The organism is Micromonospora sp. NPDC000442 (assembly GCF_042898635.1).
Taxonomy (GTDB): domain Bacteria; phylum Actinomycetota; class Actinomycetes; order Mycobacteriales; family Micromonosporaceae; genus Micromonospora.
On record NZ_JBIAYZ010000016.1, the window covers coordinates 89,277 to 116,116 of the forward strand.

The 26,840-nt window shown below is 71.3% G+C and carries 24 protein-coding genes and 1 tRNA gene; 12 read left to right on the forward strand and 13 right to left on the reverse strand.

Annotated features, from left to right (window positions below; all coding sequences use genetic code 11):
- Positions 1–82 precede the first annotated feature (82 nt).
- The gene (fabG, locus tag ACFY2A_RS23270) at positions 83–841 is read left to right on the forward strand and encodes a 3-oxoacyl-ACP reductase FabG (RefSeq protein WP_363922879.1); all 759 of its coding nucleotides are present in this window, start codon (positions 83–85) and stop codon (positions 839–841) included.
- Between the two features lie 37 nt (positions 842–878).
- Here fabG and ACFY2A_RS23275 read toward each other — a convergent pair whose 3' ends face one another.
- Positions 879–1,307: a hypothetical protein gene (locus tag ACFY2A_RS23275; RefSeq protein WP_387174532.1), complete on the reverse strand. Its 429-nt coding sequence runs from the start codon at positions 1,305–1,307 to the stop codon at positions 879–881.
- Positions 1,300–1,698: a hypothetical protein gene (locus ACFY2A_RS23280; RefSeq protein WP_387174534.1), complete on the reverse strand. Its 399-nt coding sequence runs from the start codon at positions 1,696–1,698 to the stop codon at positions 1,300–1,302. Before ACFY2A_RS23280 ends, ACFY2A_RS23275 begins: the two co-directional genes overlap by 8 nt.
- Before the next feature lie 262 nt (positions 1,699–1,960).
- On the opposite strand from ACFY2A_RS23280, the gene ACFY2A_RS23285 reads away from it, so the two are divergent.
- Positions 1,961–2,863: a Gfo/Idh/MocA family protein gene (locus ACFY2A_RS23285; protein WP_387174536.1), complete on the forward strand. Its 903-nt coding sequence runs from the start codon at positions 1,961–1,963 to the stop codon at positions 2,861–2,863.
- A 340-nt stretch (positions 2,864–3,203) separates the two neighbouring features.
- Positions 3,204–4,004, forward strand: coding sequence for an ErmE/ErmH/ErmO/ErmR family 23S rRNA (adenine(2058)-N(6))-methyltransferase (gene erm / locus ACFY2A_RS23290; protein WP_387174538.1), 801 nt, complete (start codon positions 3,204–3,206; stop codon positions 4,002–4,004).
- A 5-nt stretch (positions 4,005–4,009) separates the two neighbouring features.
- Here erm and ACFY2A_RS23295 read toward each other — a convergent pair whose 3' ends face one another.
- Positions 4,010–4,201 carry a DUF2795 domain-containing protein gene (locus ACFY2A_RS23295; protein WP_363922889.1) on the reverse strand — a complete coding sequence of 64 codons (192 nt, stop codon included), beginning with the start codon at positions 4,199–4,201 and terminating at the stop codon, positions 4,010–4,012.
- 86 nt (positions 4,202–4,287) lie between these two features.
- On the opposite strand from ACFY2A_RS23295, the gene ACFY2A_RS23300 reads away from it, so the two are divergent.
- The gene (locus ACFY2A_RS23300) at positions 4,288–5,544 is read left to right on the forward strand and encodes an erythromycin esterase family protein (protein WP_387174540.1); all 1,257 of its coding nucleotides are present in this window, start codon (positions 4,288–4,290) and stop codon (positions 5,542–5,544) included.
- An 88-nt stretch (positions 5,545–5,632) separates the two neighbouring features.
- On the opposite strand, the gene ACFY2A_RS23305 is transcribed toward ACFY2A_RS23300, so the two are convergent.
- Together ACFY2A_RS23305 and ACFY2A_RS23310 are read right to left on the reverse strand one after the other, a co-directional pair.
- Positions 5,633–7,885, reverse strand: coding sequence for an MMPL family transporter (locus ACFY2A_RS23305; protein ID WP_363922893.1), 2,253 nt, complete (start codon positions 7,883–7,885; stop codon positions 5,633–5,635).
- Positions 7,886–7,921: 36 nt separating this feature from the next.
- Positions 7,922–8,470, reverse strand: a complete 549-nt coding sequence (locus ACFY2A_RS23310) for a helix-turn-helix domain-containing protein (RefSeq protein WP_363922895.1) — start codon at positions 8,468–8,470, stop codon at positions 7,922–7,924.
- A gap of 127 nt (positions 8,471–8,597) precedes the next feature.
- Between ACFY2A_RS23310 and ACFY2A_RS23315 the strand changes: the two genes are divergently transcribed.
- On the forward strand, positions 8,598–9,275 hold the full coding sequence (locus ACFY2A_RS23315) for an isocitrate lyase/phosphoenolpyruvate mutase family protein (protein WP_387174542.1): 678 nt from the start codon (positions 8,598–8,600) through the stop codon (positions 9,273–9,275).
- A gap of 80 nt (positions 9,276–9,355) precedes the next feature.
- Positions 9,356–10,318 carry a DNA polymerase domain-containing protein gene (locus tag ACFY2A_RS23320; protein ID WP_387174544.1) on the forward strand — a complete coding sequence of 321 codons (963 nt, stop codon included), beginning with the start codon at positions 9,356–9,358 and terminating at the stop codon, positions 10,316–10,318.
- Positions 10,319–10,385: 67 nt separating this feature from the next.
- Here ACFY2A_RS23320 and ACFY2A_RS23325 read toward each other — a convergent pair whose 3' ends face one another.
- The 3 genes from ACFY2A_RS23325 to ACFY2A_RS23335 all read right to left on the reverse strand — a co-directional run bounded on the left by ACFY2A_RS23325 (position 10,386) and on the right by ACFY2A_RS23335 (position 12,842).
- Entirely contained in the window at positions 10,386–10,979 is a 594-nt protein-coding gene (locus ACFY2A_RS23325) for a hypothetical protein (RefSeq protein WP_363922907.1), read from the reverse strand.
- A 173-nt stretch (positions 10,980–11,152) separates the two neighbouring features.
- A complete protein-coding gene (locus ACFY2A_RS23330; RefSeq protein WP_387174546.1) occupies positions 11,153–12,322 on the reverse strand; it encodes a hypothetical protein in 1,170 nt (389 codons plus the stop codon).
- Positions 12,309–12,842, reverse strand: coding sequence for a SigE family RNA polymerase sigma factor (locus tag ACFY2A_RS23335; RefSeq protein ID WP_387174548.1), 534 nt, complete (start codon positions 12,840–12,842; stop codon positions 12,309–12,311). The genes ACFY2A_RS23330 and ACFY2A_RS23335 overlap by 14 nt, the downstream gene beginning before the upstream one ends.
- Before the next feature lie 307 nt (positions 12,843–13,149).
- On the opposite strand from ACFY2A_RS23335, the gene ACFY2A_RS23340 reads away from it, so the two are divergent.
- Complete coding sequence (locus tag ACFY2A_RS23340) at positions 13,150–13,734, forward strand: dihydrofolate reductase family protein (protein ID WP_387174550.1); 585 nt, start codon at positions 13,150–13,152, stop codon at positions 13,732–13,734.
- Positions 13,735–13,946: 212 nt separating this feature from the next.
- Here ACFY2A_RS23340 and ACFY2A_RS23345 read toward each other — a convergent pair whose 3' ends face one another.
- The 5 genes from ACFY2A_RS23345 to ACFY2A_RS23365 form a co-directional block, all read right to left on the reverse strand.
- A complete protein-coding gene (locus ACFY2A_RS23345) occupies positions 13,947–14,954 on the reverse strand; it encodes an RNA polymerase subunit sigma-70 (protein WP_387174552.1) in 1,008 nt (335 codons plus the stop codon).
- A 298-nt stretch (positions 14,955–15,252) separates the two neighbouring features.
- A tRNA-Arg gene (locus ACFY2A_RS23350) sits at positions 15,253–15,324 on the reverse strand.
- 59 nt (positions 15,325–15,383) lie between these two features.
- Entirely contained in the window at positions 15,384–16,076 is a 693-nt protein-coding gene (locus ACFY2A_RS23355) for a winged helix-turn-helix domain-containing protein (protein WP_387174554.1), read from the reverse strand.
- A gap of 170 nt (positions 16,077–16,246) precedes the next feature.
- Positions 16,247–16,900, reverse strand: a complete 654-nt coding sequence (locus ACFY2A_RS23360; protein WP_387174556.1) for a DUF305 domain-containing protein — start codon at positions 16,898–16,900, stop codon at positions 16,247–16,249.
- 1 nt (position 16,901) lies between these two features.
- Positions 16,902–17,720, reverse strand: coding sequence for a DUF3105 domain-containing protein (locus ACFY2A_RS23365; RefSeq protein ID WP_387174558.1), 819 nt, complete (start codon positions 17,718–17,720; stop codon positions 16,902–16,904).
- 100 nt (positions 17,721–17,820) lie between these two features.
- Here ACFY2A_RS23365 and argS point away from each other — a divergent pair, with 100 nt between their 5' ends.
- The 5 genes from argS (at position 17,821) to ACFY2A_RS23390 (ending at position 26,752) form a co-directional block, all read left to right on the forward strand.
- Positions 17,821–19,485: an arginine--tRNA ligase gene (gene argS / locus ACFY2A_RS23370; protein ID WP_387174560.1), complete on the forward strand. Its 1,665-nt coding sequence runs from the start codon at positions 17,821–17,823 to the stop codon at positions 19,483–19,485.
- 58 nt (positions 19,486–19,543) lie between these two features.
- Positions 19,544–20,929 carry a diaminopimelate decarboxylase gene (lysA, locus tag ACFY2A_RS23375; RefSeq protein ID WP_387174562.1) on the forward strand — a complete coding sequence of 462 codons (1,386 nt, stop codon included), beginning with the start codon at positions 19,544–19,546 and terminating at the stop codon, positions 20,927–20,929.
- Positions 20,926–22,248: a homoserine dehydrogenase gene (locus ACFY2A_RS23380; RefSeq protein WP_363922926.1), complete on the forward strand. Its 1,323-nt coding sequence runs from the start codon at positions 20,926–20,928 to the stop codon at positions 22,246–22,248. The genes lysA and ACFY2A_RS23380 overlap by 4 nt, the downstream gene beginning before the upstream one ends.
- A 35-nt stretch (positions 22,249–22,283) precedes the next feature.
- Positions 22,284–23,333, forward strand: coding sequence for a threonine synthase (gene thrC, locus ACFY2A_RS23385; RefSeq protein WP_363922928.1), 1,050 nt, complete (start codon positions 22,284–22,286; stop codon positions 23,331–23,333).
- Between the two features lie 116 nt (positions 23,334–23,449).
- Complete coding sequence (locus tag ACFY2A_RS23390) at positions 23,450–26,752, forward strand: efflux RND transporter permease subunit (protein ID WP_387174565.1); 3,303 nt, start codon at positions 23,450–23,452, stop codon at positions 26,750–26,752.
- Positions 26,753–26,840: the final 88 nt, after the last annotated feature.

The window sequence follows — 26,840 nt, forward strand, 5'->3', positions numbered from 1 at the left end:
CGGAGGTCGGGATCGACGGGGGTCATGCCGATCCGGCGTGCGTTAGGCTCCTGCCGTCGAGCCAAGTTACCGGGAGGTAGGTATGTCGGAGGGGCAGCGGGTCGCCATCGTGACCGGGGCGGCACGGGGAATCGGCGCGGCCACCGCCAGGCGGTTGGCCGCCGACGGGCTGGCCGTCGCGGTGGTCGACATCGAGGAGTCGGCGACGAAGGAAACCGTGGACGCGATCGCGGCGGCCGGGGGCCGGGCGCTCGGCGTCGGTGCGGACGTGGCGGACCGGGCCCAGGTGGAGGCGGCCGTGGAACGGGTGGCCGCCGAGTTGGGCACGCCGACCGTGCTGGTCAACAACGCCGGCGTGCTCCGCGACAACCTGCTGTTCAAGATGACCGACGCCGACTGGGACACCGTCCTGGGCGTACACCTGCGCGGGGCGTTCCTGTTCAGCCAGGCCACGCAGAAGCACATGGTCGAGGCCCGGTGGGGACGCATCGTCAACCTCTCCAGCACTTCCGCGCTGGGCAACCGGGGCCAGGCCAACTACTCGGCCGCCAAGGCCGGTATGCAGGGCTTCACCAAGACCCTGGCCATCGAGCTGGGCCCGTTCGGGGTGACCGTCAACGCGGTCGCGCCCGGATTCATCGTCACCGACATGACCGCGGCCACCGCCGCCCGGATGAAGGTGGACTTCGAGGCGATGCAGAAGCACGCCGAGTCGGAGATCCCGGTCCGCCGGGTGGGCCGGCCCGACGATGTGGCGCACACCATCTCGTTCCTGGTCAGCGAAGGGGCGTCCTTCGTGTCCGGCCAGGTCGTCTACGTCGCCGGCGGGCCCCGGGACTGACAATCGTTCGGCGGGCCCCCTCCCATTGTGCTCGCTGTCAGGAGGGGGCCCGAACCGCCCGGCGGCGGGTGTGCCGGAGCCAGGCGAGGCCGAGGATCGGCAGCACCAGGGGGATGTAGCCGTAGCCGCTGCCGAAGCCGGACCAGACCGTCTCGTCGGGGAAGAGGTCCGGGCGGGCCAGGCTGAAGACGCCGACACCGACGACGCCGACCAGTTCCAGCGCGCAGCAGGCCAGGGCGACCTGGCGGCCCGCGTGACCGGCCCGCGCCAGACCGGCCGCGGCCACGATGTAGACCACCGCGGCGAGCGCGGAGAGCAGGTACGCCAACGGCGCCTCGTCGAACCTGGTGGCGATCTGGAGGGCGGCGCGGCTGCTGGCGGCGATGGCGAAGAGCAGGTAGACCGCGATCAGCAACCGTCCCGGGCCGGCGTTGGTCCGGGGTCGGGCGGCGCTCGGCTCAGCCACCGAGCACCTGCCAGGTCTGCTGGAGCCGGACCACCACCACCGGCGTCACCAGGCACACCGCGCACACGATCGCCGACCCCCAACGGGTCGGTTCCATCCGGGCCAGCACCGCCGCCAGCGGCGGCAGGCAGACCAACGTGACCAGGTAACCGAAGAACGATCCCGGTTCACCCGGACGGTCGCCGCCGGCCAGTGCCACGGCGGTCACCAGCACCAGGCCGAGCAGCAGCAACTCCAGCACGGCCAGCCCGATCAACTGCATCCGGTCCGGCGGCCGGTGGCGCAGCGCCGCCACCAGCGCCCAGACGGCGACCAGCAGCGACAGCACGATGGCGGCGACGGCCAGCGCCCCGTCGGCCGGAGATCCGATGGTGGTCGCGGCGATGTTCACCTGGTCCGCCCGGTGCTCGTTCCGATCACCGGCCCACTCTACTAACCCCCGTAGTAAGAGCGACCGCCGAGCGGGCAGGCCACCGCACACGCCGCCCTGGCGAGGCGACTGCGCACCCGTCGTCCCGGCCCCGGGCAGGGCCGCGGCGCCGCGTCGGCTCGGTCGTGGCGCGGCGGGACGCCGGGCACGGGCGGTCGCGGGAGACTAGCGTGATCACTGTCGCGGGTCGGCCGTGGCCAGGCGGGAACGGCGGAGGTACGGGATGCGGTTCGGGTTGTTCGGCACCGGGCACTGGGCGGCGGAGACGCATGCGGCGGCACTCGAGGCGCACCCGAGGGCGGAACTGGTCGGCGTGTGGGGGCGCAACCCCGACAAGGCCGCCGCGCTGGCCACCCGTTATGGGGCACCGGCGTACGAAGAGGTCGACTCGCTGATTTCGGCGTGCGACGCGGTTGCCGTCGCACTTCCACCCGACATCCAGGCGGACATCGCCGTCCGGGCCGCCACCGCCGGGCGGCACCTGTTGCTGGACAAGCCGCTCGCGTTGACCGTCGCCGACGCCGACCGGGTGGTCGAGGCGGCCACGGGTTCGCAGGTGGCGTCGGTGGTCTTCTTCACCGGCCGATACCAACCCGACGTCGCCGGCTTCATCGCCGCGACCGCCGCGGCCGGAGGCTGGCACACCGCCAACGTGATCCGGTTCGCCTCGATCTTCCAGCCCGGCAGCCCGTACGGGCAGTCGCCGTGGCGCCGGGAGCACGGCGCGCTGTGGGACGTCGGCCCGCACGCGCTGGCCGTCCTGCTGCCGGTGCTCGGCCGGGTAGCCCGGGTGGCCGCCACCGACGGTCCGGGTGGCCTGGTGCACCTGCTGCTCAGCCATGCCGACGGTGCCACCAGCACCGTGTCGCTGACCCTGGACGCACCGCCCCGCTCGGTCGCCGCGGAGTTCGTCTTCTACGGCGAGAGCGGCATCGAGCGACTCCCGAACGGTGGTGCCAGCTCGGCCACGGCTTTCGGGGTGGCGATCGACCAGTTGCTGGCCGAGGTCGACGCCGGCACCCGCGATCACCGCTGCGATGTGCGCTTCGGCCGCGAGGTGGTGACGGTCCTCGCCGCCGCCGAGACGGCCCGCGCGCAGGGCACCGTGATCGACGTACCGGTCTGAGCGCGGTCACCTGGCACCGGGCCTAAACCGATGGCCGCCGGCCGGGAGGGTCGGTAGGGTCGCCGGCATGTGCGTGCATGCCCTGATCAACGCGGTCGCCACGCCGGCCGCGTTCGGGCCCCTGCTGGTGGCCCGCCCGCGCGTCCGGCGTCCGGCCCTGGCCGGCGCGACCCGCGACTGACGCCTCTCCCGCGTACGTCTCCGGCACCGTCCCGTATCGCGGTGCCGCTCTCTCGCGCCATCTCACCAGGGCCGTCCGAGTCCCGATCGCTCGGACAGGCCCCGTCGACGGTCGCCTGTCCGCTCTCGTCGCCACCCGGCGACAGACAAGGACGACGCCATGGCGCCCCGCCGCCGTACCCGCACGACCGAACGCGACCGGTCCCGTCGCGTGCTCTCCCAGAATTTTCTCGCCGACCCGGCCGCCGTCGCGCGGTTCGTCGACGCCGCCCGCCCCGACCCGCACGGTCTGGTGCTGGAGGTGGGCGCCGGGCGGGGGCAGCTGACCCGCCTGCTGGCCGCCCGCTGCGGCCGACTGACGGCGTACGAGGTGGATCCCGTCGCCGGAACGGAACTGGCCCGGGTCTGCGCGACCCTGCCGAACGCCACACATCGCCAGGCAGACTTCCTCGCCACCGCGGCACCCGCGGAGGAATTCGCCGTGGTCGGCAACATCCCGTGGTCGCTGACCGCGGCCGTGGTGCGGTGGAGCCTGGCCGCCCCGAGGCTGCGCACGGCCACCCTGCTCACCCAGCTGGAATACGCCCGGCGGCGGGCCGGTGACTACGGCCGGTGGACCCGGCTGACGATGCTGAGCTGGCCGGAGTTCGACTGGCGGCTGGCCGGGCGGGTCCCGCGTACCGCGTTCCGCCCGGTGCCCCGGGTCGACGCGGGCATCCTGCGCATCGAGCGGCGGGCAGCGCCGCTACTGCCGCCTCGGGGAATGCCGGCGTACCGGCGGATGGTCGAGCTGGGGTTCGGCGGGGTCGGCGGCTCGCTCGCGGCCTCGCTGGCCCGCGAGTATCCGCGGGCCCGGCTGGCGGCGGCGTTGCGTGCCAGCCGGCTCGACCCGGACATTCCGGTCGGACAGGTTTGGCCGGAGCAGTGGCTGGTGCTGTACCGCCTGCTGCACGCCCGCTGAGTTGTTCAGGGAAGCATGCGCAGCGCCTCGGTCAGCTCGGTGGGGGAGCTGAACTGCTCCACCGGCAGCGCCCGTACGGCCTGCAACTGCTCGGTGCTCGCGCCGTTCTCCTGGCACCAGCGGATCAGATCCTCCCGGGAGACGGGATAGTCGAGCCCGGCGAGGTACTCCTGCAGGGCGGCACCGCTGTCGGTCATGCTGTCCGACCTACCCGCGCAGGTGCCCCGGCACACCCCCGGCGGGCCGCCGCGTTTGCCCGTCGGGGTGCCGGGTAGCCGCAGGCATGCTGGTACAGCGGCTCGGCGCGCCGAGCGACCTCGATCCGTTGCTGGAGCGTGCCCGGGACGCGCGGGTGGTGATGATCGGGGAGGCGACGCACGGCAGCTACGACTACTACCGCATCCGGGAGCAGCTGACCCGGCGGCTGGTCGCCGAGTGCGGTTTCTCCTTCGTGGCGGTGGAGGGCGACTGGCCGGACTGCGACCGGGTGCACCGTTCGGTGACCGGTGCCCCGGGCGCGGTGGCCGAACCGCAGACCGCACTGGAGGGCTTCGAACGATGGCCGACGTGGATGTGGGCCAACGCCGAGGTGGCCCGCTTCTGCCGTTGGCTGCGGGCCTGGAACATGGAGCGGGCCGAGGCGGCTCGGGTTGGCTTCCACGGTCTCGACGTCTACAGCCTCTGGGAGTCGATGCAGGCGATCTTCGACTACCTCGGCGAGGAGGAACCGGCGTCGCTGGAGGTCGCCCAGGACGCGTACCGGTGCTTCGAGCCGTACGGCAAGCGGGTCGAGGAGTACGGCGCGGCGAGCCGGTTCGTCTCCGCCCGGTGCGAGCAGGAGGTGATCCGGCTGCTGGCGCGTACCCGCGAACATGCCGCCACCGACGGGCCGGGTGCCTTCTCGGCCTGGCAGAACGCGGAGGTGGTGGCCGGCGCCGAGCGCTACTACCGGGAGATGGTCGCCGGTGGGCCCGGCTCGTGGAACGTCCGGGACATCCACATGACCGACACCCTGGACCGGCTGCTCGACCGCTACGGGCCGGGGGCCCGGGGCGTCGTGTGGGCGCACAACACGCACGTCGGTGACGCACGGGCGACCGACATGGCCGCTGACGGGATGGTGAACATCGGCCAGTTGGCCCGGGAACGCCACGGCGCGGACCAGGTCGTGTTGATCGGTTTCGGCAGTTGGCGGGGCACGGTGATCGCCGCGCCGCGCTGGGGTTCGCCTGCGGAGGCGATGGTGGTGCCGCCGGCCCGGCCGGGTTCGGTGGAGCACCGGCTGCACGAGCTGATGCCGGAGCGGGCGGTGCTTGTCTTCGGCGGGGCGGACCAGCCGGGCTGGGTCACCGACACGCTCGACCACCGGGCGATCGGGGTGGTGTACGACCCGTCGTTCGAGTCGTGGGGCAACTACGTGCCGACCCGGCTGGGGGAACGCTACGACGCCTTCATCTGGTGCGACGAGACCACCGCGCTGCACCCGTTGCCCGCCCTGGCCGCTCCGGGCGAGATGGAGACCTACCCGGCCGGGGTCTGAGTTGCGCCGCCCCGGACCGGGGCTCGGATGTCACGAAGGGCCCCCGGCCGCGCACGAGGCGTCGACCAGGGGCCCTCCGTACCACCCGTCAGGCGTCGGCGCCGACCTTGTCGTCGAGCTTGGCGCGCAGCTTCTCGCCCTCGATGTCGACGTTCGGCAGCGCCCGGTCCAGCCAGCGGGGCAGCCACCAGGCCACCTTGCCGAGCAGCGACATCACCGCCGGGACGATGGTCATCCGGACCACGAAGGCGTCGATGGCCACGCCGATGGCGAGCGCGAAGCCCATCGACTTGATCACCGGGTCGTCGAGGAAGATGAAGCCGCCGAAGACCGAGGTCATGATCAGGGCGGCGGCGGTGACCACGCGTGCACCGTGCCCCATTCCGTTGATCGTGGCCTGCTGGGCGGTGTCACCGTGGACGAAGTCCTCCCGCATCCGGGAGACCAGGAACACCTCGTAGTCCATGGCCAGGCCGAACAGAATGCCGATCAGCAGGATCGGCAGGAAGCTGATCAATGGGCCGGGGGTGTCCAGGCCGACCAGGTCGGCGAGGTGCCCCTGCTGGAAGACGGCGACCGTGATGCCGAAGGTGGCGGCGACGGTGAGCAGGAAACCCAGCGCGGCCTTGACCGGCACCAGCACCGAGCGGAACACCAGCATCAGCAGCAGGATCGACAGGCCGACCACCAACGCCAGGTAGATCGGCAACGCGTCGGAGAGTTTCTCCGAGATGTCGATGCCGATCGCGGTCACGCCGGTGAGCAGCACATCGGCGCCCTGGATGCCGCCGACCGCGGTGCGGATGTCGTGCACCATCGTCTCGGTGGCCGGGTCGGTCGGGCCGGTCTGTGGGATCACCCCGAGCAGCGCGGTTCGGCCGTCCGGGCTGAGCTGCGGCGGGGCCACGGCGAGCACGTTGTCGGTGCGCTGGACCAGGGCGGTGACCTGCGGAACCGCTGCGGCGGTCGCGCCGGCGTCGTCGCCGGCGACAACCACCGCGAGACGGCCGGTGAAGCCCGGGCCGAAGCCCTCCGTGATCAGATCGTTGGAGACTCGGGCGGCGGAGCCGACCGGAGCGGTACCGGCGTCGGGCAGAGCCAGCCGCATGTCCGGTGCCGGCAGCGCGAGCAGCCCCAGGCCGAGCAGGCCGACGAGGATCACCGGGATCCGGAGCCGGGTGATCAGCCGGGCCCAACGGAAGCCGAACGCGGAGGTGTCCTCGCTGCCGTTGGTGGTGGCCTCCGGTGCCGCGCGGTGGGTGCTCACGTCGCTGCGGCGGGCAGCGTCGTCCGGAATGTCATCGGCGGTCAGGGCCACCGGCACCGACGAGCGCAACCGGCGGGGCAGTACCCGGCGTCCGGCGAAGCCGAGCAGGGCCGGTTGCAGGGTGATCGCCACCAGCACCGCGACGGTGACGGTGCCGGCGGCGGCCAGACCCATCACGGTCAGGAACGGGATGTTCACCACGGCGAGACCGGCCAGGGCGATGACGACCGTGGCTCCGGCGAAGGTCACTGCCGAGCCGGCGGTGCCGACCGCCCGGCCGATCGCTTCGTCCGCCGGCGTCCCGTCGAGCAGGTTCTGTCGATACCGGGAGGTGATGAAGAGCGAGTAGTCGATGCCGACGGCCAGGCCGAGCATCAGCGCGAGGATGGGTGCGGTGCTGGTCAGCTCGACCGCGCCGCTGAGTGCGAAGAGGCCGGCCATGCCGACGCCGACGCCGATCAGCGCGTTGAGCATGGTCATGCCCGCAGCCACCAGCGAGCCGAAGGTGACCACCAGGACGACGAGGGCCACCGCGACGCCGATCGCCTCGGTGGAGCCGACCTCAGGCTCGGTGTTGAGCACCTCACCGCCGGGCGCCACCTGCCAACCCTGGGCCTCGGCCTGCGTGCCGAGCTGCTCGTACGCCTCCCGCTGTTCCTCGGTGATCTGGTCGGCGCCGTCGTTGAACTGCACCTGGATCAGCGCGTACTGGCCGTCGGGTGAGACCGAGCCGACCTGGAACGGGTCGATCGCGGCGAGCACACCCGGGACCGTCGTGGCCTCCTGGGTGATCGACTGGATCGCCGCCTGGCCCTCGGGTGTGCCGAGCTGTCCCGGGGCCGGTGCCTTGACGGCGATGGTCCCGGTGGCGCCGGCCGCCGCCGGGAACTGCTCGTCGAGCAGGTCGAGCGCGCGCTGCGACTCGGTTCCGGGCATGGTGAAGTTGCTGGCCGTCGGGCCGCGCAGGGTCGCCGCAGCCAGGCCGAGCCCGACGAGCACGACGAGCCAGATCGCAGCGACCAGTCGCCGTCGGCGCATCGAACCCCGGCCAAGCCGGTAGAGCAGGGTCGCCATGAGGTCCTTTCCCTCGGTAGTGAATGGTGGAACGGGTCAGTTGACGGGCTCCAGCGCCCGCCGCAGCAGGGTCAGCAGCGCTTCGCGCAGTTCCTCGTCGGGCACGTCGGCAAACTCGCCGCAGGTCTCGGCGATGCCGGCGAGCAGTGCGAACGCGGCGATCCGGGCCGAGGCCCGTGCGCTTCGCGCGGCGAGCGCGTCGAGCAGCCGCTCGGAGATCAGTTGGATGTGCGCGAAGTCGGGCTGCTGCAGCAGCTCCGGGAACTCGCCGCGGAGCAGCGCGATCTCGCCGCGGAAGCGGACCGCGAGATCGACGAATCCCTCGATGGCGACCCGTTGGGCCGACGCCGGCTCCGACTGCGCCGCGATCCGCTCGTCGAGTGACCGCAGCACCTCGATCGCCGGGGCCATCAACTCGGTGAGGATGGCCTCCTTGTTTGCGAAGTGGTAGAGCACCGCCGCCTTCGAGCAGCCCACCTCGCCAGCGATGTCCTGCAGGGAGGTGCCCCGGTAGCCGGTGACGCCGAAGCGGCGCGCGGCGGCGGCCAGGATCTCGCCGTGGGTCTGCGGGGTGGTGCGGGCCATGGGGCCCAGCATGCCTGACCGATCGGTCAGCAGCTGACCGATCGGTCAGATCAGTGGCGTTGCCCACAGCCACCGGCCCCCGACTGGCACTCGAGGACCGAGGCTCGGACGCCCGAGAATCGACCCCATGTCCGCTTCTCTGAGCACACGTGCGGCGGCGCTGCGTGCCCTGCACCGGTCGGGTGGCCCGTTGGTCCTGCCCAACGCCTGGGACGCCGGCTCGGCGCGGGCGGTGGCCGAAGCCGGTTTCCCGGCTGTGGCCACCAGCAGCGCCGCCGTCGCCGAGTCACTCGGCCACGCCGACGGGGAGCACACCCCGCCCGACGAGATGTTCGCCGCCGTGGCGCGGATCACCCGGGCGGTCCCCGTGCCGGTCACCGCCGACCTGGAGCGGGGGTACGGCCGGAAGCCGGACGAACTGGTCACGCGCCTGCTCGACGCCGGTGCGGTCGGGCTCAACCTGGAGGATTCCGACCCGCGTACCGGCGACCTGGTGGACGCCGAGGAGCAGGCCGACCTGCTGGCCGGAGTGCGGGCGGCGGCCGACGGCGCCGGGGTGGCGGTGGTGCTGAACGCCCGAGTGGACGTCTTCCTCCACCCCGACCGGGAGCCGGCCGATCGGCTCGCCGAGGCGATCCGCCGTGCCCGCCGCCCTCGGGGTGGCCCGGGTCAGCTACGGCTCCGGCCTGTACGCGGCGACCCGCGCCCACACCGCCCGCCTGCTCGCCACGGTCGCCGCCGGGGAACTTCTCGCCTGAGCGGTGGCTGCCCCGTCAGGCGGTGGCCCGCAGGTCGGCTCCGCTGACACTGTCGAACTGACGGCGCGGACGGATCAGACGCACCGTTTCGGTTGACCGCCGGGCGTCCGGCCGGGATGGTGATCGGATGAGCGGGGCTGACGAGACCGGGGACGGGGTTGCGCTGACCAATCTCGACCAGCCGTTGTTCGACGGGTCGGGGGCGAGCAAGCGCGACCTGGTCGACTATCTCGACGCGGTGGCCGACCGGATGGTCCCCCAGTTGCGCGGCCGTCCGCTGTCGGTGGTCCGGGTGCGTCCGGGACAGCCGCCGTTCATGCAGAAGAACCTGCCGCGTTACACCCCGGACTGGGTACGTCGGGTGTCGATCTGGGCCGAGGCGTCCCGCCGGGAGATCGCGTACGCGCTCTGCGACGACCGCCGTACCCTGCTCTGGTTCGCCAACCAGCGGGCGGTCGAGTACCACCCCGCCCTGGCCGTGGTCGACGACCTGAGCCGTCCCACCCACCTGGTGCTGGACCTCGATCCGCCGGAGACCGGTGGGTTCGGAGCCGCAGTGACGGCCGCGCTGCTGGTCCGGCAGGCTCTCGCCGACGCCGGGCTGGCGGGCGCGGTGAAGACCAGCGGTGCCAAGGGGGTGCACGTCTTCGTCCCGGTCGAGCCCGGCCCGGACGCCGAGGAACTGGCCGCTGCCACCCGGGCCCTCGCGGCTCGGGCGGAACGACTGGATCCGGCACTGGCGACCACCGCGTTCATCCGCGAGGATCGGGGTGGCAAGGTCTTCGTCGATCCCACCCGCACCGGTGGCGCGACCGTCGTGTCGGTGTACAGCCCCCGGCTGCGTCCCGGCGTACCGGTCTCCTTTCCGGTGCCCTGGCCGGACCTGGAGTCCGTCACCCCGATGGACTTCACCATCCGTACGGCCCCGGCACTGGTGGCGCAGCGGGACCAGTGGGGCGACCTGATGCCGGCACCCCAGCGGCTCCCGGGCGACCTGGTCGAGGAGGGCCGCGCTATTCCGGTGCCCCGGGTGCAGGCGATGCACGAGGGCCGCCGCCGGGCCCGCGCCCGACGCGCCGCGACCGACTGAGTACCGCGACAACCGACAGTGCGGTGCCGGACCGTGGTGACGGTCCGGCACCGCACTGGGTTGGGCTTCAGATCATCCAGCGGTGGCGCTGCACGAAGGGCAGGCGGGCCCAGAGCCGACCCAGACCCCAGGTGTGCCCGGCGTACGCGGCGGCCAGCGCGACCAGGACCACGGCGTAGATCAGGTGGTAGTCGACCACCGGGTTGGTGGAACCGGTCGGGTCGCCACCGGCGGTGAACCGGGCCAGCGGGAACTCGGCCAGCCACATAAGTGCCATCATCGCGGTGCCCGAGGCGGCCGCCACCCGCAGGCCGACGCCGGCGATCAGGGCGAGGCCGATGGCGGCCAGGCCGACCATGAAGAGGGCGTTCGCCCACCATGTTCCGGCGATCGAGTGGGCCACCGACTGCAACGGCCCGACCTCGACGTTGGCGAGGAAACCCTTGGTCGGCGAACCGCCGTTGAGCCAGGCTCGTTCGGCCGGGGTGGCGTAGCCAAGGCCGAAGGTCTTGTCGAGGAAGGCCCAGATGAAGACGAGGCCGGTGGAGATCCGCAGCACGGCAAGGGCCCGGGCGGCGGTGGTGGTCAGCATGGCGCCGGGCAGTTCGGCGTGCTCGAGCGGGCGCTCGATCGAACGGTGGGTGCCGTGGTGGATGGTCATCGTTGCCTCCGTGGTCAGCTTCTTACGTGACCACTCTCGCTCCGGTGCGGGTCGGCGCGCGCGGGCCGGAACACCCGAAGCTGGCAGGACCAAGGTCCCGACGTGGGCAGGCCCGTCGGGCTGACGGACTGGGCGCCGTGCTCCCGGTCGGGAACACGGCGCCCAGTGGAGCCCTAAGGCAGCAGCGCCTCCGCCGCCGGGATCCAGGTGTCGTGGTCCTGCACGTTGGCCAGCGTCACCGACTCCGCGATCCTGGTCGTCTCCGCCACCGAGAGGTGCTCGGAGTTGACCTGCACCTGCACCTTGCCGTCGGCACTCCAGACGTTGCAGAACGTCGATTCGTTCTGGTGGCACCGCGTTCGACCGGCCTCGGCCTGCTGGTTGGAGTTCCTGCTCGGGGTGACGAAGATGGTGAAGCTACCCGGGATGTTCTCCCCGTCGGCACCCCAAGGGGCGGCCAGCCCCGTCGTGGCGAGGGCCGGCTTCGTGTAGACCGCACCGCCGTAGTCGCCGTCGCGTGCCCCGGCGACGCCGTTCAGGCCGGAGGTGGCGCGGGTGCCGAGTTCCACCGGGGCGTAGCCGGCGGGCACGTGGCCCACCGTGAACGGCAGCGTGGCCGTCTCGGGCGTGCTCGGCTTCATGGCGGTGACAAGCGTCGACAGTTCCTGGAAGGTGGGGGTGACCTCCTGGGTGTACGCGGTGACGACCGCCCACGCGTCGTCGGCGTACTCCCAGGCAAGCTGCCGGGCCGGCGGGTTGGTGAAGGTCCACTGGACCGCGTCACGCCCGGCCACGGTGCTGCTGGTGCCACCCTCGGTGCCGGACGGGTCGAACGCGCCCGGCCGGTAGAGCGTCAGGTGGGCGGCAACATGCTTGTCGGACGGCACCTCACCGGTCTTCCGCTTCTCCGGGTGCTGCTCTGCCTCATCACCGTTGACCGCCCGGTCGCTGGTGACCATGCCATCGACGTACACCGGTGCGATCTGGTAGGCCGTGGACGTCACGATCGGATCCTGTACGCGAAGCTTGCCGGCGTCGAACGCCTTGAAGGTGAAGGTGAACGGCGGGGCGTCCGGCCACTCGGCTGCCCCGCTCCCGGCGGCCGGAGCGGCGATGCCCTCGCCGGTCCCGGCGGCCACGTCCCCCGCCTGGCCCCCGGTGACCAGCGGCAGCGCGGACACGCCGGCCACCACGACAGCGACCAGCCCGGCCGCGCCGGCCGAAGCGAACCCGGCCCGACGTCGACGCTCGGCCTTCCGGCCGGCCCTGATGATCTCTTCGGTGCTGTGCGACAGTGGCGGCTCGTCCGCCGTCACCACGTCCACGACCTCACGCAACTGCACTTTCCCACTCCTCCATCCGATCCCCGGTGAGTCTGATCCGATCTGTCGCCAGCAGCTCCCGTAGCTTGGCGAGCCCGCGCGAGGTCTGGCTCTTCGCGGTACCGATGTTGCAGCCCAGGACAGCGGCGGTGTCCTCCAGGGACAGTCCCAGGTAGTGACGCAGGATCACGGCAGCCCGCTGGCGGGCCGGCACCGCGTCCAGCGCCGCCTTTATCCGCAACCGCTCGTCGGTGACGCCGCTCAGGTCCCGCATCGCCACGTCCGGCATGGCATCACTTGACGACCGTTCCCGGCGCCAGGGCCTCCGCTGCTCGTCGATGGCGGCCCGGTAGACCATGGTCTTGACGTACAGGTCCGGCCGATCCAGCTTCCGCCACCGCGGATAGAGCTTCACCAGCGCGTTGGCGACGGCATCCTCCGCCATGTGCCAGTCTCCGCAGGTCACGTAGGCCAGCTTGCGCAGTGATCCCATCTGGGCGTTGACGAACTCTCGGAACGCTTGCTCGTCTGCGGCTTTCAATCGGCTGCCTCCCTCTGACGGAGGTAGAACGGTGCCCGCGACCCGAGAAGTTGCACGGCAATCCAAGCCAATCAACGCCCCCTGCCGCGCGCCCATCGACCCTGCGGCTCGGCCCAGCGAAGTGCCGGCGCGGTACGGCGGGCCGGCAACGGCCGACGTGGGGTCTGGGGTTAGCCCGGGGGTGCGCCGGCCTGGACTGTCTTCGCGATGCGGTTGGCTGGCCACGTCTGCCAGCAGCGCGCACCGATGAGGTTTTCGCGCAGCGCCCGTCTGTACCTGTGAGATCGACTTACGAGAGGCGGGCATGATGCGGAAACTGACCTTTGGTATGAATGCGACCCTGGACGGCTACATCGCCGCGCCCGGCGACGACCTCGGCTGGAGTGGGGGTGAGGGACCGGACTCGTCGTCGAGCGACGAGCTGTTCCAGTGGTGGTCCGACCGGGTGGGGGCGACCGGCCTGGCGCTGTACGGGCGCAAGCTGTGGGAGGTGATGAGCTCCCACTGGCCGACCGCCGACCAGAAGCCCGGCGCTACCCCGGCGGAGATCGAGTTCGCCCGCCGCTGGCGGGACATGCCGAAGGTGGTGTTCTCCTCGACGACCAGCACGGTCGACTGGAACACCCGCCTGGTCAGCGGCGACGCGGTCGCCGAGATCACCCGGCTCAAGACCGAGGACGGCGGCCCGATGGACATCGTCGGCGCCACACTTGCCGCAGCGGCCATGCGGGCCGGGCTGATCGACGAGTACGTGCTGGTCACATACCCGGTCCTGGTGGGCGGCGGCACGCCGTTCTTCACGGCCCTCAACAGCTGGGTGGACCTGAACCTGGTGGAGACGCGGACGTTTCCCGGCGGCGTGGTGCTGACCCGATACCAGACGAGGCGATGAGCACGGGCCAGTTGCTCGGTTCGTGAGGCCGGGTCGAAATCCTTGCTGACGTTCTTCGGGCGGGCATCAAGATGTCCCGCCGGCAACGCCGGCTGGGCGGTGGTGTTCGCGTTGTCGCGTTGGGTTCAGCTGGTCGGGGTGCTCATTCCGCGGTGACTTCGGTGACGTCGGGCCCGTGGCGCTGGACTCGCCGACGACGGGGACCTGTCTGATTACAGTGTCGGGGGCAGGTCCAGCCATGGTTTGTCGGTGGCGTCGAATCCGGTGAGCTCGGCGATCTTCCCGTCGACTATGTGCAGGACCGCGATGGCGAATAGCCGGTACTCCGGGTCGTCGGGGGTGCGGAGGTACAGCGCGGCGGCGGGCATGCGATTGACCGTCGTGGCGATACAGCGCCAGTCGTCGTGGCCGGGCTGGAAGAGCCCACCGGAGACCCAGCCCTCCACCGCGTCCTTGGCCGTGATGACCGAGGTGCCCGCCTCGGGCAGCATCACGAAGCGCAGGTCGTCGCGGAGCAGGGACATCAGCCCGTCGAGGTCGTTGCGCTCATGGGCGTCGATGTACGACTTCACCACGCCGCGCTCGTCGTTCGACAGCTTGTGGGCGGCGGGGCTCCGCCAGTCGAGGCGGCGGTCGGGCAGCTGCTCGCGCATCGTCACGCGCGCCCGTTGCAGCGCGCTGGTCACCGATGCGATGGTCAGATCGAGGGCGTCGGCGGCCTTCGACGCCGGCCAGCCGACGACGTCGCGCAGGATGAACACCGCCCGCTGCCGCGGCGGCAGGTGCTGGACGGCGACGATGAACGCCAGCTCGATCGTCTCCCGCGCCACCACCGATTCCTGCGGGTCCTCGGGGAGCATCCGGTCGGGGTACGGCTGGAGGTACAGCACCTCGAAGCCGGAGTCCGACAGCCCGGACGGTACGGGTGTGCGGTCATTGCGCTTCGCCAGGAAGTCAAGGCAGACATTCGTCGCGATCCGGTACAGCCAGGTCCGCAGCGCGGCGTGGCCCTTGAACGACTCCCGCTTGTTCCACGCTCGCAGGAACGTCTCCTGCGTCATGTCCTGGGCGTCCGCGTAGTTCGCGAGCATCCGGTAGCAGTGCACCTGAAGCTCACGCCGGTGGCGCTCCGTGATGAGCGCGAACCGCGCCGTATCGCCTGAGCGAACCGCCGCCATGAACGAGGCTTCGTCAGCGCCCAGCGGTCTAGCGTCGGTCATGGTCACCAATCCTTCCACCGGTGCGAGGGGGCTACCAGAACCGACGACGCGGCGGAAGAATTCTGATCGGTGACGCCGCTGACACCGGGCCGTTCGTCAGAGCGGATGGGTCGGGTCGATCCAGGGTAGGCGCTCCAGGTCAGACACAGCCGGCGCGTTCCGCACCTGTACATCGAGCCAACGCGAGGATGCCCTCAGCCGCTCGGCCGGGGCATCCTTAACCGTCTACTCGAACGCGAAACTGGCCTCTACGATCAATGATCGGCCGGTCGCACTGCGCGTTTGCAGTTCTGTGAGGTGCCCCCGGCAGGATTCGAACCTGCGCCCCCGCCTCCGGAGGGCGGTGCTCTATCCCCTGAGCTACGGGGGCTCAGCGACTGGAGAAGACTAGCAAACGCGCCACCCGATCGCCGAATCGGTATCGGCGCGTCAGGCGGCGAGCGCGCGTCCGCAGCTGGGCAGCGGGTGCGGCACGATACGCCGGGGGAGCCGGCGCGGCCACTCGTTGCGGGCCCACGAGCCGTCCACGATCAGGTGCACGGTACGCCGCTCGGCGCCGCTGAGCCGGTGCACGAACTCCCGGGGTAGTGGCGGGTCGACCGACGGGGTGGTGACCATGAACCGGACCCGCCCCCGTGAGGAGACCGCCGAGATGACGTCGGCCGCCGGCATGGTGCCCCGCAGCCGGACCCGGCCCACCCAGTAGACCTCGGCGAGGTGTTCCTGGGCCGCCCGGGTGATCGCCGGGTACTCGCTGCGTACCCACCGCTCGACCGCTCCGACGCAGAGCCCGCAGGCCCGCTCGCGAGGCTCGCGCGGGCCCAACCCCCAGGCCCGCAGGTACGCCCCGACCACTCCCACGTCCAGCGTCAGGCCGAAGTGCTGCTGGATGAGGGCGTGCAGACTCTGGCGGGTCCACAGCTCCTCGTCCAGGCCGAACGCGTCGGGGTGGACGCCCCGAAGGGTGTCGATCAGTTCCAGCTCCTGTTCGCGGCTGAGTGTTCCCGGCTCACCCTGCCGCTGTCCGCGACGGACGGCTGCCACCGCTCCGTCACCGCCGATGGTGTGGCGTCGGCACCAGCTGGTGACCGAACGCCGCGCGTCTCTGAGTGCAACCCCCACGTCCGGACAACGAGTGCACTTCGCTCCAAGTAACCCCTAGAGGGAAAATCGGTCGTATGACCTCAAGGTGGGGCGGAGGCGACGATCCGATGGCACCGGGCTGCCTACGCGTCGCCGCCCCGCTCGAACGGTCGAGCGGGGCGGCGAGGGTTGGTTCGGGTACGAACGGATCAACCGCCGGCAGGCGCCATCCGGCGCAGCTCGTTGATCTCCTTCTGCTGCGTCTGCTTCATGGCCTCGGCCATCCGGACCACCTCGGCGCGGTCGGAGACCTGCAACAGGCCGTCGGCCATGTGGACCCCACCGAGGTGATGGTTGATCATCAGCTTGATGAAGAGCTGATCGACCTCGGCTCCCTGCGCCTCGTGCAGTTGGGTGATCTCCTCGCGGGTCGCCATGCCCGGCATCAGCCCGTCCTGGCCCAGCGGCACGGCGTCGGGCATCCACTCCATCGCGGGCCGGGAGCCGGTGGGCAGCAACTCCCACTCCTGCAACCAGCGCTGCATGTGACCGATCTGAGCCTGCTGGGTCAGGGCCATGTCGTAGCCCATCTGCCGGATCGCCGGGTTCTGCGCCTTCGCGTACGCGATCATCGCCATCTCCACCGCCTGGGCGTGGTGACGGGACATGTCCCGGGCGAAGCCGGCCTCGGCCGAGTCCTCACCCGGGGCCCGATCCGACACCAGGGTCGCGGCCGTCCACCCGATGCCGAGCAGCAGCACCGCCGCCATGACCAGGGTCAGGTAGCGCAGCGTCCGGGACGGCCGGCGGAGTTCGGTGCCGTTGCGTTCCGTCGGAGGCGCCTCCTGGATCGCGCTGGGCATGTCAGCCACCCGTCGGCGGAGCCAACTCGCGCGGCTCGGTGCCGGTGCCGGTGGTGTAGTTGCCGGAGGAGCAGGGCACGCCCGGCTCGATCGAGGCGTTCTGCGCCAGCGTGGTGGCGAACTCCTTGATCCGCGGATCGTCGGCGCTGTCGACCTTGAGCTGATAGCCCCACGCCTGAAGCGACACGGCAGCGTCCAGCCCCTCGTACGGGCTCATCAGCATGAAGTCGTTGCCCCGGATCACGCTGGCCAGCTTCTCGACGTCGGCCGCGGGCAGGTCCGGGCGGTAGGTGAGCCAGACTGAGCCGTGCTCCATGCTGTGCACCGCGTGCTCGGCGGCGATCGGCGCGTCGTAGACGTCACCGAGGCAGCGCTGCCAGGCGTTGTTGTGCGCGCCACCGACTGGCGGACTGTACTTGTATTCGATCTTGCCGGACTGGTGCGACTCGTAGGTGAGGCTCTCCGGGTCGGTCTCGCGGTAGTTGACGATGCCCGCGATGTCGGCGGCCTTGTCTTCCCAGGACTGGCTGCCCTTGAAGGTCGCCCAGGCCCCGAACCCGATGATCGACGTGGCGAGCACGCCGACGGCGACGAAGAGCGCGATCGGCCCCCACGACCGGCCCTGGCTCACCTTCACCGGGGTGATCGGCTTACGCGGCCCCTTGCCGCCCCCCGCGCGCTGGGCCGATCCGGACTTGTTGGGGCCAGCCTTGGCTCCGGTCGCCTTGGCGCCGGCGGCCGGCCGTCCCGCCGCCGGCTTCTTGCCGGTGCTGACCACGGTCGGGCGGCGTTCCGGGCCGCCCGGGGTGCTGATACTCATCGTGCCTCGTCAGGTCGGTCGGTCAGGGGCTCTGGCGGGCTGGGTTCGGATGCTGGGTCGCCGCCGCGGGGACCGAGTCTACCCCCGATAACATGGTTCGGTGACTCCTGCAGAACTCGCCGAAGCCGTCCTCGCCGCCGCTCACGTCGTCTTCGCCGACCGAGAGCTGGACCGCTCCGCACTGCCGGAGCACACCACGGTCGAGCGACCGCGCAATCCCGAGCACGGCGACTACGCTGCCACCCTGGCGCTTCAGCTGAGTAAGAAGGTCGGGCTGCCGCCCCGGGAGCTGGCTGCCGCGCTGGCCGCCGAGTTGGCCAGTACGTCGGGGATCAAATCGGTCGAGATCGCCGGCCCGGGATTTCTCAACATCCGGCTCGACGCCGCCGCCGCGGGACAGCTCGCCCGCTCGATCGTCGAGGCGGACGAGGAGTACGGCCGAAGCGACCGACTCGCCGGCTTGAAGATCAACCTGGAGTTCGTCTCGGCCAACCCGACCGGTCCGGTGCACATCGGTGGCGTCCGCTGGGCGGCGGTCGGCGACGCGTTGAGCCGGCTGCTGCGGGCGACCGGCGCCGACGTGGGCACCGAGTACTACTTCAACGACGCCGGCTCGCAGATCGACCGCTTCGCCCGCTCGCTGCTCGCCGCCGCCCGGAACGAGCCGGCGCCGGAGGACGGCTACGGCGGGGCGTACATCGCGGAGATCGCCGAGCAGGTCACCGCCCGGCGGCCCGACGTGCTGACCCTGGACGACGCCGCCGCCCAGGAGGTCTTCCGGGTCGAGGGCGTCGCGTTGATGTTCACGGAGATCAAGTCCTCGCTGCGGGACTTCGGGGTCGAGTTCGACACCTACTTCAACGAGAAGGACCTGCACGATCGCGGCGAGCTGGAGCACGCCCTGAACCGGCTGCGCGAGCAGGGCCACCTCGTCGACTCCGAGGGCGCCACCTGGCTGCGCACCACCGACTTCGGCGACGACAAGGACCGGGTGCTGCGCAAGTCGAACGGTGAGTGGACGTACTTCGCCGCCGACTGCGCCTACTACCTCGACAAGCGCGAGCGTGGCTTCGACCGTGTCGTGATCATGCTCGGGGCGGACCATCACGGCTACGTCGGCCGGATGAAGGCGATGGCGGCCTGCTTCGGGGACGACCCCGAGCAGACGCTGGAGATCCTCATCGGTCAGCTGGTGAACCTGGTCCGCGACGGCGCGCCGGTACGGATGAGCAAGCGGGCCGGCACCGTGGTGACCCTGGAGGATCTGGTCGACGCGATCGGGGTGGACGCCTCCCGTTACGCGCTGGCCCGGTACTCCAGCGACTCGCCGATCGACATCGACATCGAGCTGTGGACCCGGGCCACCCGGGACAACCCCGTCTATTACGTGCAGTACGTGGCGGCCCGCACGGCCAGCGTCGGCCGCAACGCCGCCGAGGTCGGCCTGACCCGGGGCGACGCGGAGTCGTTCCGGCCCGAGCTGCTCGACCACGACAAGGAGAACGACCTACTCAAGGCGCTGGCCGAGTTCCCCGCCGTGGTGGCCGCCGCCGCCGAGCTGCGTGAGCCGCACCGGGTGGCCCGTTTCCTGGAGGACCTGGCCGGTGCGTACCACCGGTTCTACGACAACTGCCGGATCCTGCCCCGGGGCGACGAGGCCGTGACCGACCTGCACCGGGCGCGACTCTGGCTCAACGACGCGACCCGGGTGGTCATCGCCAACGGGCTGCGCCTGCTCGGCGTCTCGGCGCCGGAGCGGATGTGATGATGCGAGCGCGAGGAGTGAGCTTGCGAGCCCTGCGGTCGCGAAGCGGAGGACTGTGATGCGGGCTCACGAGGCGGGCGCGCTGCACGGCGACATCGGCAACCGGGGGCCGGCCTGGCTGCGTACTCCGGACGACGTCAACGCCCTGGTGCCGCAGCTGTGGCCGCGCAGCGTGGCGCGCGGGGCCGACGGCGCGCTCACCGTCGCGGGCCTGGGCGTACGCGACATCGCCGCCGAGTTCGGCACCCCGGTGTACGTGCTCGACGAGGACGACCTCCGCTCGCGCTGCCGGGACTTCCAGGCGGCCTTCCCGGACGAGGACATCTACTACGCCGGCAAGGCCTTCCTCTGCCGGGCGGTGGTCCGGATGATCGCCGAGGAGGGCATGTTCCTCGACGTGTGCAGCGGCGGGGAGCTGGCCGTGGCGCTGGCTGGTGGGATGCCGCCGGAACGGATCGGCTTCCACGGCAACAACAAGTCGGTGGCCGAGCTGACCCGGGCCCTCGACGTCGGGGTCGGCCGGATCATCGTCGACTCGTTCCACGAGATCGAGCGGCTCACCGCGCTGGCCCGCGAACGCGGCGTACGACCCCGGGTGCTGATCCGGGTCACCGTCGGTGTGGAGGCGCACACCCACGAGTTCATCGCCACCGCCCACGAGGACCAGAAGTTCGGCTTCTCCCTCGCGGGTGGGGCGGCCCTGACGGCGGCGCTGCGCGTGCTCGACGAGGGGGTGCTGGATCTGCGCGGCCTGCACTCGCACATCGGCTCGCAGATCTTCGACACCAGCGGCTTCGAGGTCTCCGCCCGTCGGGTGCTGGCCCTTCAGGCCCAGATCCGCGACGCCCGCGGCGTCGAACTGCCCGAGCTGGACCTCGGTGGTGGGTTCGGTATCGCGTACACCTCGCAGGACGACCCGGCGGCCCCGCACGACCTGGCGAAGCGGCTACGCAAGATCGTGGATTCGGAGTGCGCGGCGGAGCGGCTGGCCACACCGCACCTGTCCATCGAGCCGGGTCGGGCGATCGTCGGCCCGGCCGTGTTCACCCTCTACGAGGTTGGTACGGTCAAGGACGTCGATGGCATCCGGACGTACGTCAGCGTCGACGGCGGAATGAGCGACAACATCCGGACCGCCCTGTACGACGCGTCGTACTCGGCGACCCTGGCCTCCCGGGCGAGCGTCGTCGGGCCGATGCTCGCCCGCGTGGTGGGAAAGCACTGTGAGTCCGGGGACATCGTGGTGAAGGATGAATTCCTGCCCGCCGACGTGCAGCCCGGAGATCTTGTCGCGGTGCCCGGCACGGGCGCGTACTGCCGCAGCATGGCCAGCAACTACAACCACGTACCCCGCCCCGGCGTGGTGGCGGTTCGCAACGGCCGGGCCCGGCTGATCGTTCGACCGGAGACCGAAGAGGACCTGCTCGCTTTGGATGTGGGATGACGTCACCTGTACGCCTCGCCCTGCTCGGCTGCGGCACCGTCGGTGCCGAGGTGATCCGGCTGCTGCACGAGCAGTCGGCGGACCTCGCCGCCCGCGTCGGTGCTCCGTTGGAGATTGCCGGCATCGCCGTACGCCGGATCGGACGGGACCGTGGCGACCTGCCGGTCGACCCGGCCCTGTTCACCACCGACGCGCTCGGGCTGATCAAGCGGGACGACGTCGACGTGGTGGTCGAGGTGGTCGGCGGCATCGAGCCGGCGCGCGGTTGGCTGGTGGAGGCGTTGCGGGCCGGCAAGAGCGTGGTCACCGCCAACAAGGCGCTGCTCGCCGAGGACGGCGGCGCCCTGCACGACGCGGCGGCGGAGGGGGGTGGCGACCTCTACTACGAGGCGTCCGTGGCCGGGGCCATCCCGCTGCTGCGCCCGTTGCGTGAGTCGCTGCACGGCGACCGGATCACCCGGGTCACCGGTATCGTCAACGGCACCACCAACTTCATCCTCTCCGCGATGCACGCCACCGGTGCCGGGTTCGCCGAGGCGCTGGAAGAGGCGACCGAACTGGGGTATGCCGAGGCCGACCCGACGGCCGACGTGGAGGGCTTCGACGCCGCCGCCAAGGCGGCCATCCTCGCCTCCCTCGCCTTCCACAGCCGGGTCGCCGCCGCCGACGTGCACCGCGAGGGCATCACCGAGGTCACCGCCGCGGATGTGGCCAGCGCCAAGGCGATGGGCTGCACGATCAAGCTGCTCTGTATCGCCGCACGCGGTGCCGACGGGCAGGGCCGGGAGGCGGTCACTGTCCGGGTGCACCCGGCGATGATCCCGGTGACCCATCCCCTGGCCAGCGTGGGCGACGCGTTCAACGCGGTCTTCGTGGAAGCCGAGGCGGCCGGGCAACTGATGTTCTACGGGCGGGGTGCCGGTGGGGCACCGACCGCCAGCGCGGTGCTCGGGGATGTGGTGGCGGTGGCACGCAACCGGCTCGCCGGGGTCCGCGCGGCCAGCGAGTCCGCCTACGCCGATCTGCCGGTACGGCCGATGGGGGAGGCGCTCACCCGCTACCACATCAGCCTCGATGTGGCCGACCGGCCCGGGGTGCTGGAGTCGGTGGCCGGGGTGTTCGCCCGGCACGACGTCTCGATCGCCACCGTCCGTCAGGGGCCGGCCGCCGGTGCCGCCGGCGCCGCCGGTGACGCCGTGCTGGTCATCGTGACCCACGTCGCCCCGGACGCCGCGCTCGCGGCAACCGTTCAGGAACTGCGGGGACTGGACATCGTCCGGTCGGTGGCGAGCGTGCTGCGGGTCGAGGGCGGGCTGTGAGCGGCCGGATCAATCGCAGAGGCGAGGAGAGCGAGATGTGGCGTGGCCTGATCGACGCCTACCGGGACCGGTTGCCGGTCACCGACGCCACGCCGGTGGTCACCCTGCACGAGGGGAACACACCGCTGTTGCCGGCACCGGTGCTCTCCGCCCGGCTCGGCTGCGACGTGTACCTCAAGGTGGAGGGCGCCAACCCGACCGGCTCCTTCAAGGATCGCGGCATGACCATGGCCGTCTCCAAGGCGGTCGAGGCCGGCAACAAGGCCATCATCTGCGCCTCCACCGGCAACACCAGCGCCTCCGCCGCCGCGTACGCGGCCCGGGCCGGGATGACCTGCGCCGTCCTGGTGCCGCAGGGCAAGATCGCGCTGGGCAAGCTGGCTCAGGCGCTCGTGCACGGCGCCAAGCTGCTCCAGGTCAACGGCAACTTCGACGACTGTCTGGCACTGGCCGCCAAACTCGCCCAGGACTATCCGGTGGCCCTGGTCAACTCGGTCAACATCGACCGGCTGCACGGTCAGAAGACGGCCGCCTTCGAGATCGTCGAGGCGCTCGGCGACGCGCCCGACATCCACTGCCTGCCGGTGGGTAACGCCGGCAACATCTCCGCGTACTGGATGGGTTACACGGAGGACAATGACGCCGGCAACGCCAGTCGGCGACCGAAGATGTACGGCTTCCAGGCGGCCGGTGCGGCGCCGATCGTGACCGGGCAGGTGGTGGCCGAGCCGTCCACCATCGCCACGGCCATCCGGATCGGCAACCCCGCGAGTTGGACGAAGGCTTTGGACGCGCGGGACGCCTCCGACGGTCTGATCGCGGCGGTCACCGACCGGGAGATCCTGGCGGCCTACCGACTGCTGGCCCGGGAGGTCGGTGTCTTCGTGGAACTGGGCAGCGCGGCAAGCGTCGCCGGCCTGCTCCAGCAGGCCGCCGCCGGCCGGGTGCCGGCCGGGGCCACGGTGGTCTGTACGGTCACCGGGCACGGTCTGAAGGACCCCGAGTGGGCCATCTCCACCGCTCCGGCACCCGTCACCATCGCCAACGACCCGCTCGTCGCCGCCCGCTCCCTCGATCTCGCCTGAGGCCGGTCGGCCTCGCTGCGGCTCGGCACCCCGGCTGCCCCGGAGGCCGGCAGACCGACGGGGTCGGGCACACTGCTCGTACCCCTCGACCGTCTCCCTCAGGAGTGAGCCACGCGATGTCGCTGCTCGCCAGATTCAGCCTCGCCAACCGAGGGCTGGTAGCCCTCATCGCGGTGGTGATCACGGCGTTCGGTGCGTACGCCGTGCCGTCACTGAAGCAGCAACTCCTACCGTCACTGGAGTTTCCCGCCGCCTTCATCGTGGCCCAGTACCCTGGTGCCGCGCCGGAGGTGGTCGAGTCCGAGGTCGCCGAGCCGATCGAGAACAGTCTGCGCGGCATCTCCGGACTCGACTCGGTTATTTCGACCTCCCGGGAGGGCCTGACCACCATCCAGGTGCAGTACGAGTTCGGCACCGAACTCGACGACATGGTCAGCAGAATGCAGACCGCGATCAACCGGACCGGCCTGCCGGAGGGTGTCGACCCGCAGGTGATCGCGGGCAGCACCGACGACCTGCCGGCGGTGGTGCTGGCCGCGTCCGGCGACGACGACGAGCGGACCCTCGCCGGCAAGCTGCGGGACACCGTGGTGCCGGAACTGGCGGCCATCGACGGCGTACGTGGCGTCGAGCTGACCGGTGTCCGGGACGAACTGGTGGTGATCACACCGGATCCGGCGAAGTTGGCGAAGGCGAAGGTGCAGCCGACCGCGATCGGCACCGCATTGCGGGCCAACGGCGTGGCGGTGCCGGCCGGTGCCGTGCTGGACGGCGAGCGCACCCTGCCGGTCCAGGTGGGCGCCCCGCTGGCCACCCTGGACGAGTTGCGCGATGTGATCGTCGCTCCGCCGGTCAAGAAGGCGGGCCCGGTCCGCCTCGGCGACGTCGCCACGGTCGAGGAGCAACTCGCCCCGGCCACCGCCATCACCCGTACCAACGGCCGGGAGAGCCTCGGCATCGCGGTCACCGCCGACCCGGACGGCAACGCGGTGGAGATCTCACACGCGGTCGCCGACCGGCTCGACGACCTGCGGTCCGCTACCGGTGCCGAGCTGACCGTCGTGCTCGACCAGGCACCGTTCGTGGAGAAGTCGATCAAGACGCTGAGCACCGAGGGTCTGCTGGGTCTGATCATGGCCGTGGTGGTCATCCTGGTGTTCCTGCTGTCGGTGCGCTCCACTGTGGTCACCGCGGTCTCCATCCCGCTTTCGGTGGTCGTCGCGCTGATCGCCCTCTGGATCGGCGACTACTCGCTCAACCTGCTCACCCTCGGCGCGTTGACGGTCGCGGTCGGCCGGGTGGTGGACGACTCGATCGTCGTGCTCGAGAACATCAAGCGGCACCTGACGTACGGCGGGCCGAAGCGACAGGCAATTCTCACGGCCGTACGCGAGGTGGCCGGTGCCGTCACCGCGTCGACGTTGACCACGGTTGCCGTCTTCGCGCCCATCGCCCTGGTCGGTGGTTTCGTCGGTCAGCTCTTCGCGCCCTTCGCGACCACGGTCACCGTGGCGCTGCTCGCCTCGCTGCTGGTGTCGCTGACGGTGATCCCGGTGCTCGCGTACTGGTTCCTCAAGGCGGTGAGCGGCACGACCGACGGGGCGGCGGTCCGTCGGGCGGCGGAGGAGCGCGAGCTGCGCAGCCCGTTGCAGCGGGCGTACCTGCCGGTCATCCGGTTCGCCACCGGTCGGCGGGCCTACCGTTGGGCGACCCTGGCGGCGGGGCTGCTGGTGCTGCTCGGCACCTTCGGACTGGCCCGGCAGTTGGAGACGAACTTCCTCGACGACTCCGGCCAGGACACCCTCAACATCCGCCAGGAACTGCCGGTGGGCACCGGACTGGCCGGCACCGACGCGGCGGCCCGGCGGGTCGAGGCGGTGCTGGCCAGCACCCCCGGCGTCGAGTCGTACCAGGTCACCGCCGGTGGCGGCGACACACCCTGGGCCGGCAGCGCCGGCAACAACGTGGCCAACTACGCGTTGCGGCTCGGCGGGGAGACCGACGCCAAGGCGATGCGTGGCGTGCTGCGGGACCGGTTCACGGCGCTCGGGTCCGAGGCCGGAGAGATCACGTTCCCGGCGGGCCAGGGCGGGGCGTCCGCGAACGAGCTGGCGGTCATCGTCCGGGCCGCCGATCCCGAGGTGTTGGCCGCTGCCGCGAAGGAGGCCGAGACGGCCCTGACCGGCATCGGCGGGGTCGAGGACGTCTCGACCACCCTGGCCGAGCGGGTACCCCGGGTCGACGTGACCGTCGACCGCGTGGCGGCCAGCCGGGCCGGGCTCACCGAGGCCGCCGTCGGCCAGTTGGTGTCGCAGGCCTTCCGGGGTGCGCCGCTGGGGCAGGTGACGGTCGACGGTGCCGCCCGGGACGTGGTGCTGCGCCTGTCGGCGGCACCGCCGGTGACCGTGGCGGAGCTGCGGGCGCTGCCGGTGGGCGCGGTCAAGCTGGACGACATCGCCGAGGTCACGGAAACCACCGGCCCGCAGCAGGTACGGCGAATCGACGGTGAGCGCAGCGTCTCGGTGACCGGCACGGTCACCGGCTCCGACCTGGGCGCGATCAGCACCGAGTTGCAGAGCCGCCTCGACGCGATCGACGTACCGGGGGCCACGTTCTCCCTGGGTGGGGTCAGCGCCGAGCAGCGGGAGACCTTCGCCGATCTGGGCCTGGCCGTGCTGGCCGCGATCGCGATCGTCTTCCTGATCATGATGGCGACGTTCCGTAGCGTGGTGCAGGCGCTGATCCTGCTGGTCTCCATTCCGTTCGCGGCCACCGGCGCGGTCGCCCTGCTGCTGGTCAGCGGCACCGCGCTGAGCGTGCCGGCGCTGATCGGCGTGCTCATGCTGGTCGGCATCGTGGTGACCAACGCCATCGTGCTGCTCGATCTGGTCAACCAGTACCGAGCCCAGGGCATGGGTGTGCGGGAGGCGGTGGTCGAGGGCGGACGTCACCGCCTGCGGCCGATCCTGATGACCGCGATCGCGACCATCTTCGCGCTGACGCCGATGGCCTTCGGGCTCACCGGGGAGGGTGGTTTCATCTCGCGGCCGCTGGCGATCGTGGTGATCGGCGGCCTGCTCACCTCCACCCTGCTCACGCTGATCCTGGTGCCGACGCTCTACGCGATGGTGGAGGACACCAAGGTGTCGGTCCGGGCGTGGCGGCGGCGACGCTACGGTGATGCGCCCGACGATGGGTCGGGCGGTGGCGCGGTCACCGAGGCCGATGACGCCACGTCGGACACCACCGGGCGGGCTCCGGTGGGCGCGGGGATCGGTGCCGGCACGACCGGAGCGGACCGGCGGAAGAGCCGGCCGGTGCCGGCGGCGCCCTCCGGCGCGTTGATCGAGAACACCGACCAGTTCGAGGTGCTCCGGCTGCCGAAGACCCGTAACTCACCGTTCCCACCGAACGAGTGACCGGGCGTCCTCGGAGGGTCCTCGGGCCCTCCGGGGCGCTGTCCGCGCTCCGACGCAACCGTTGACGATGGCCGGGTATGGTCCGCTC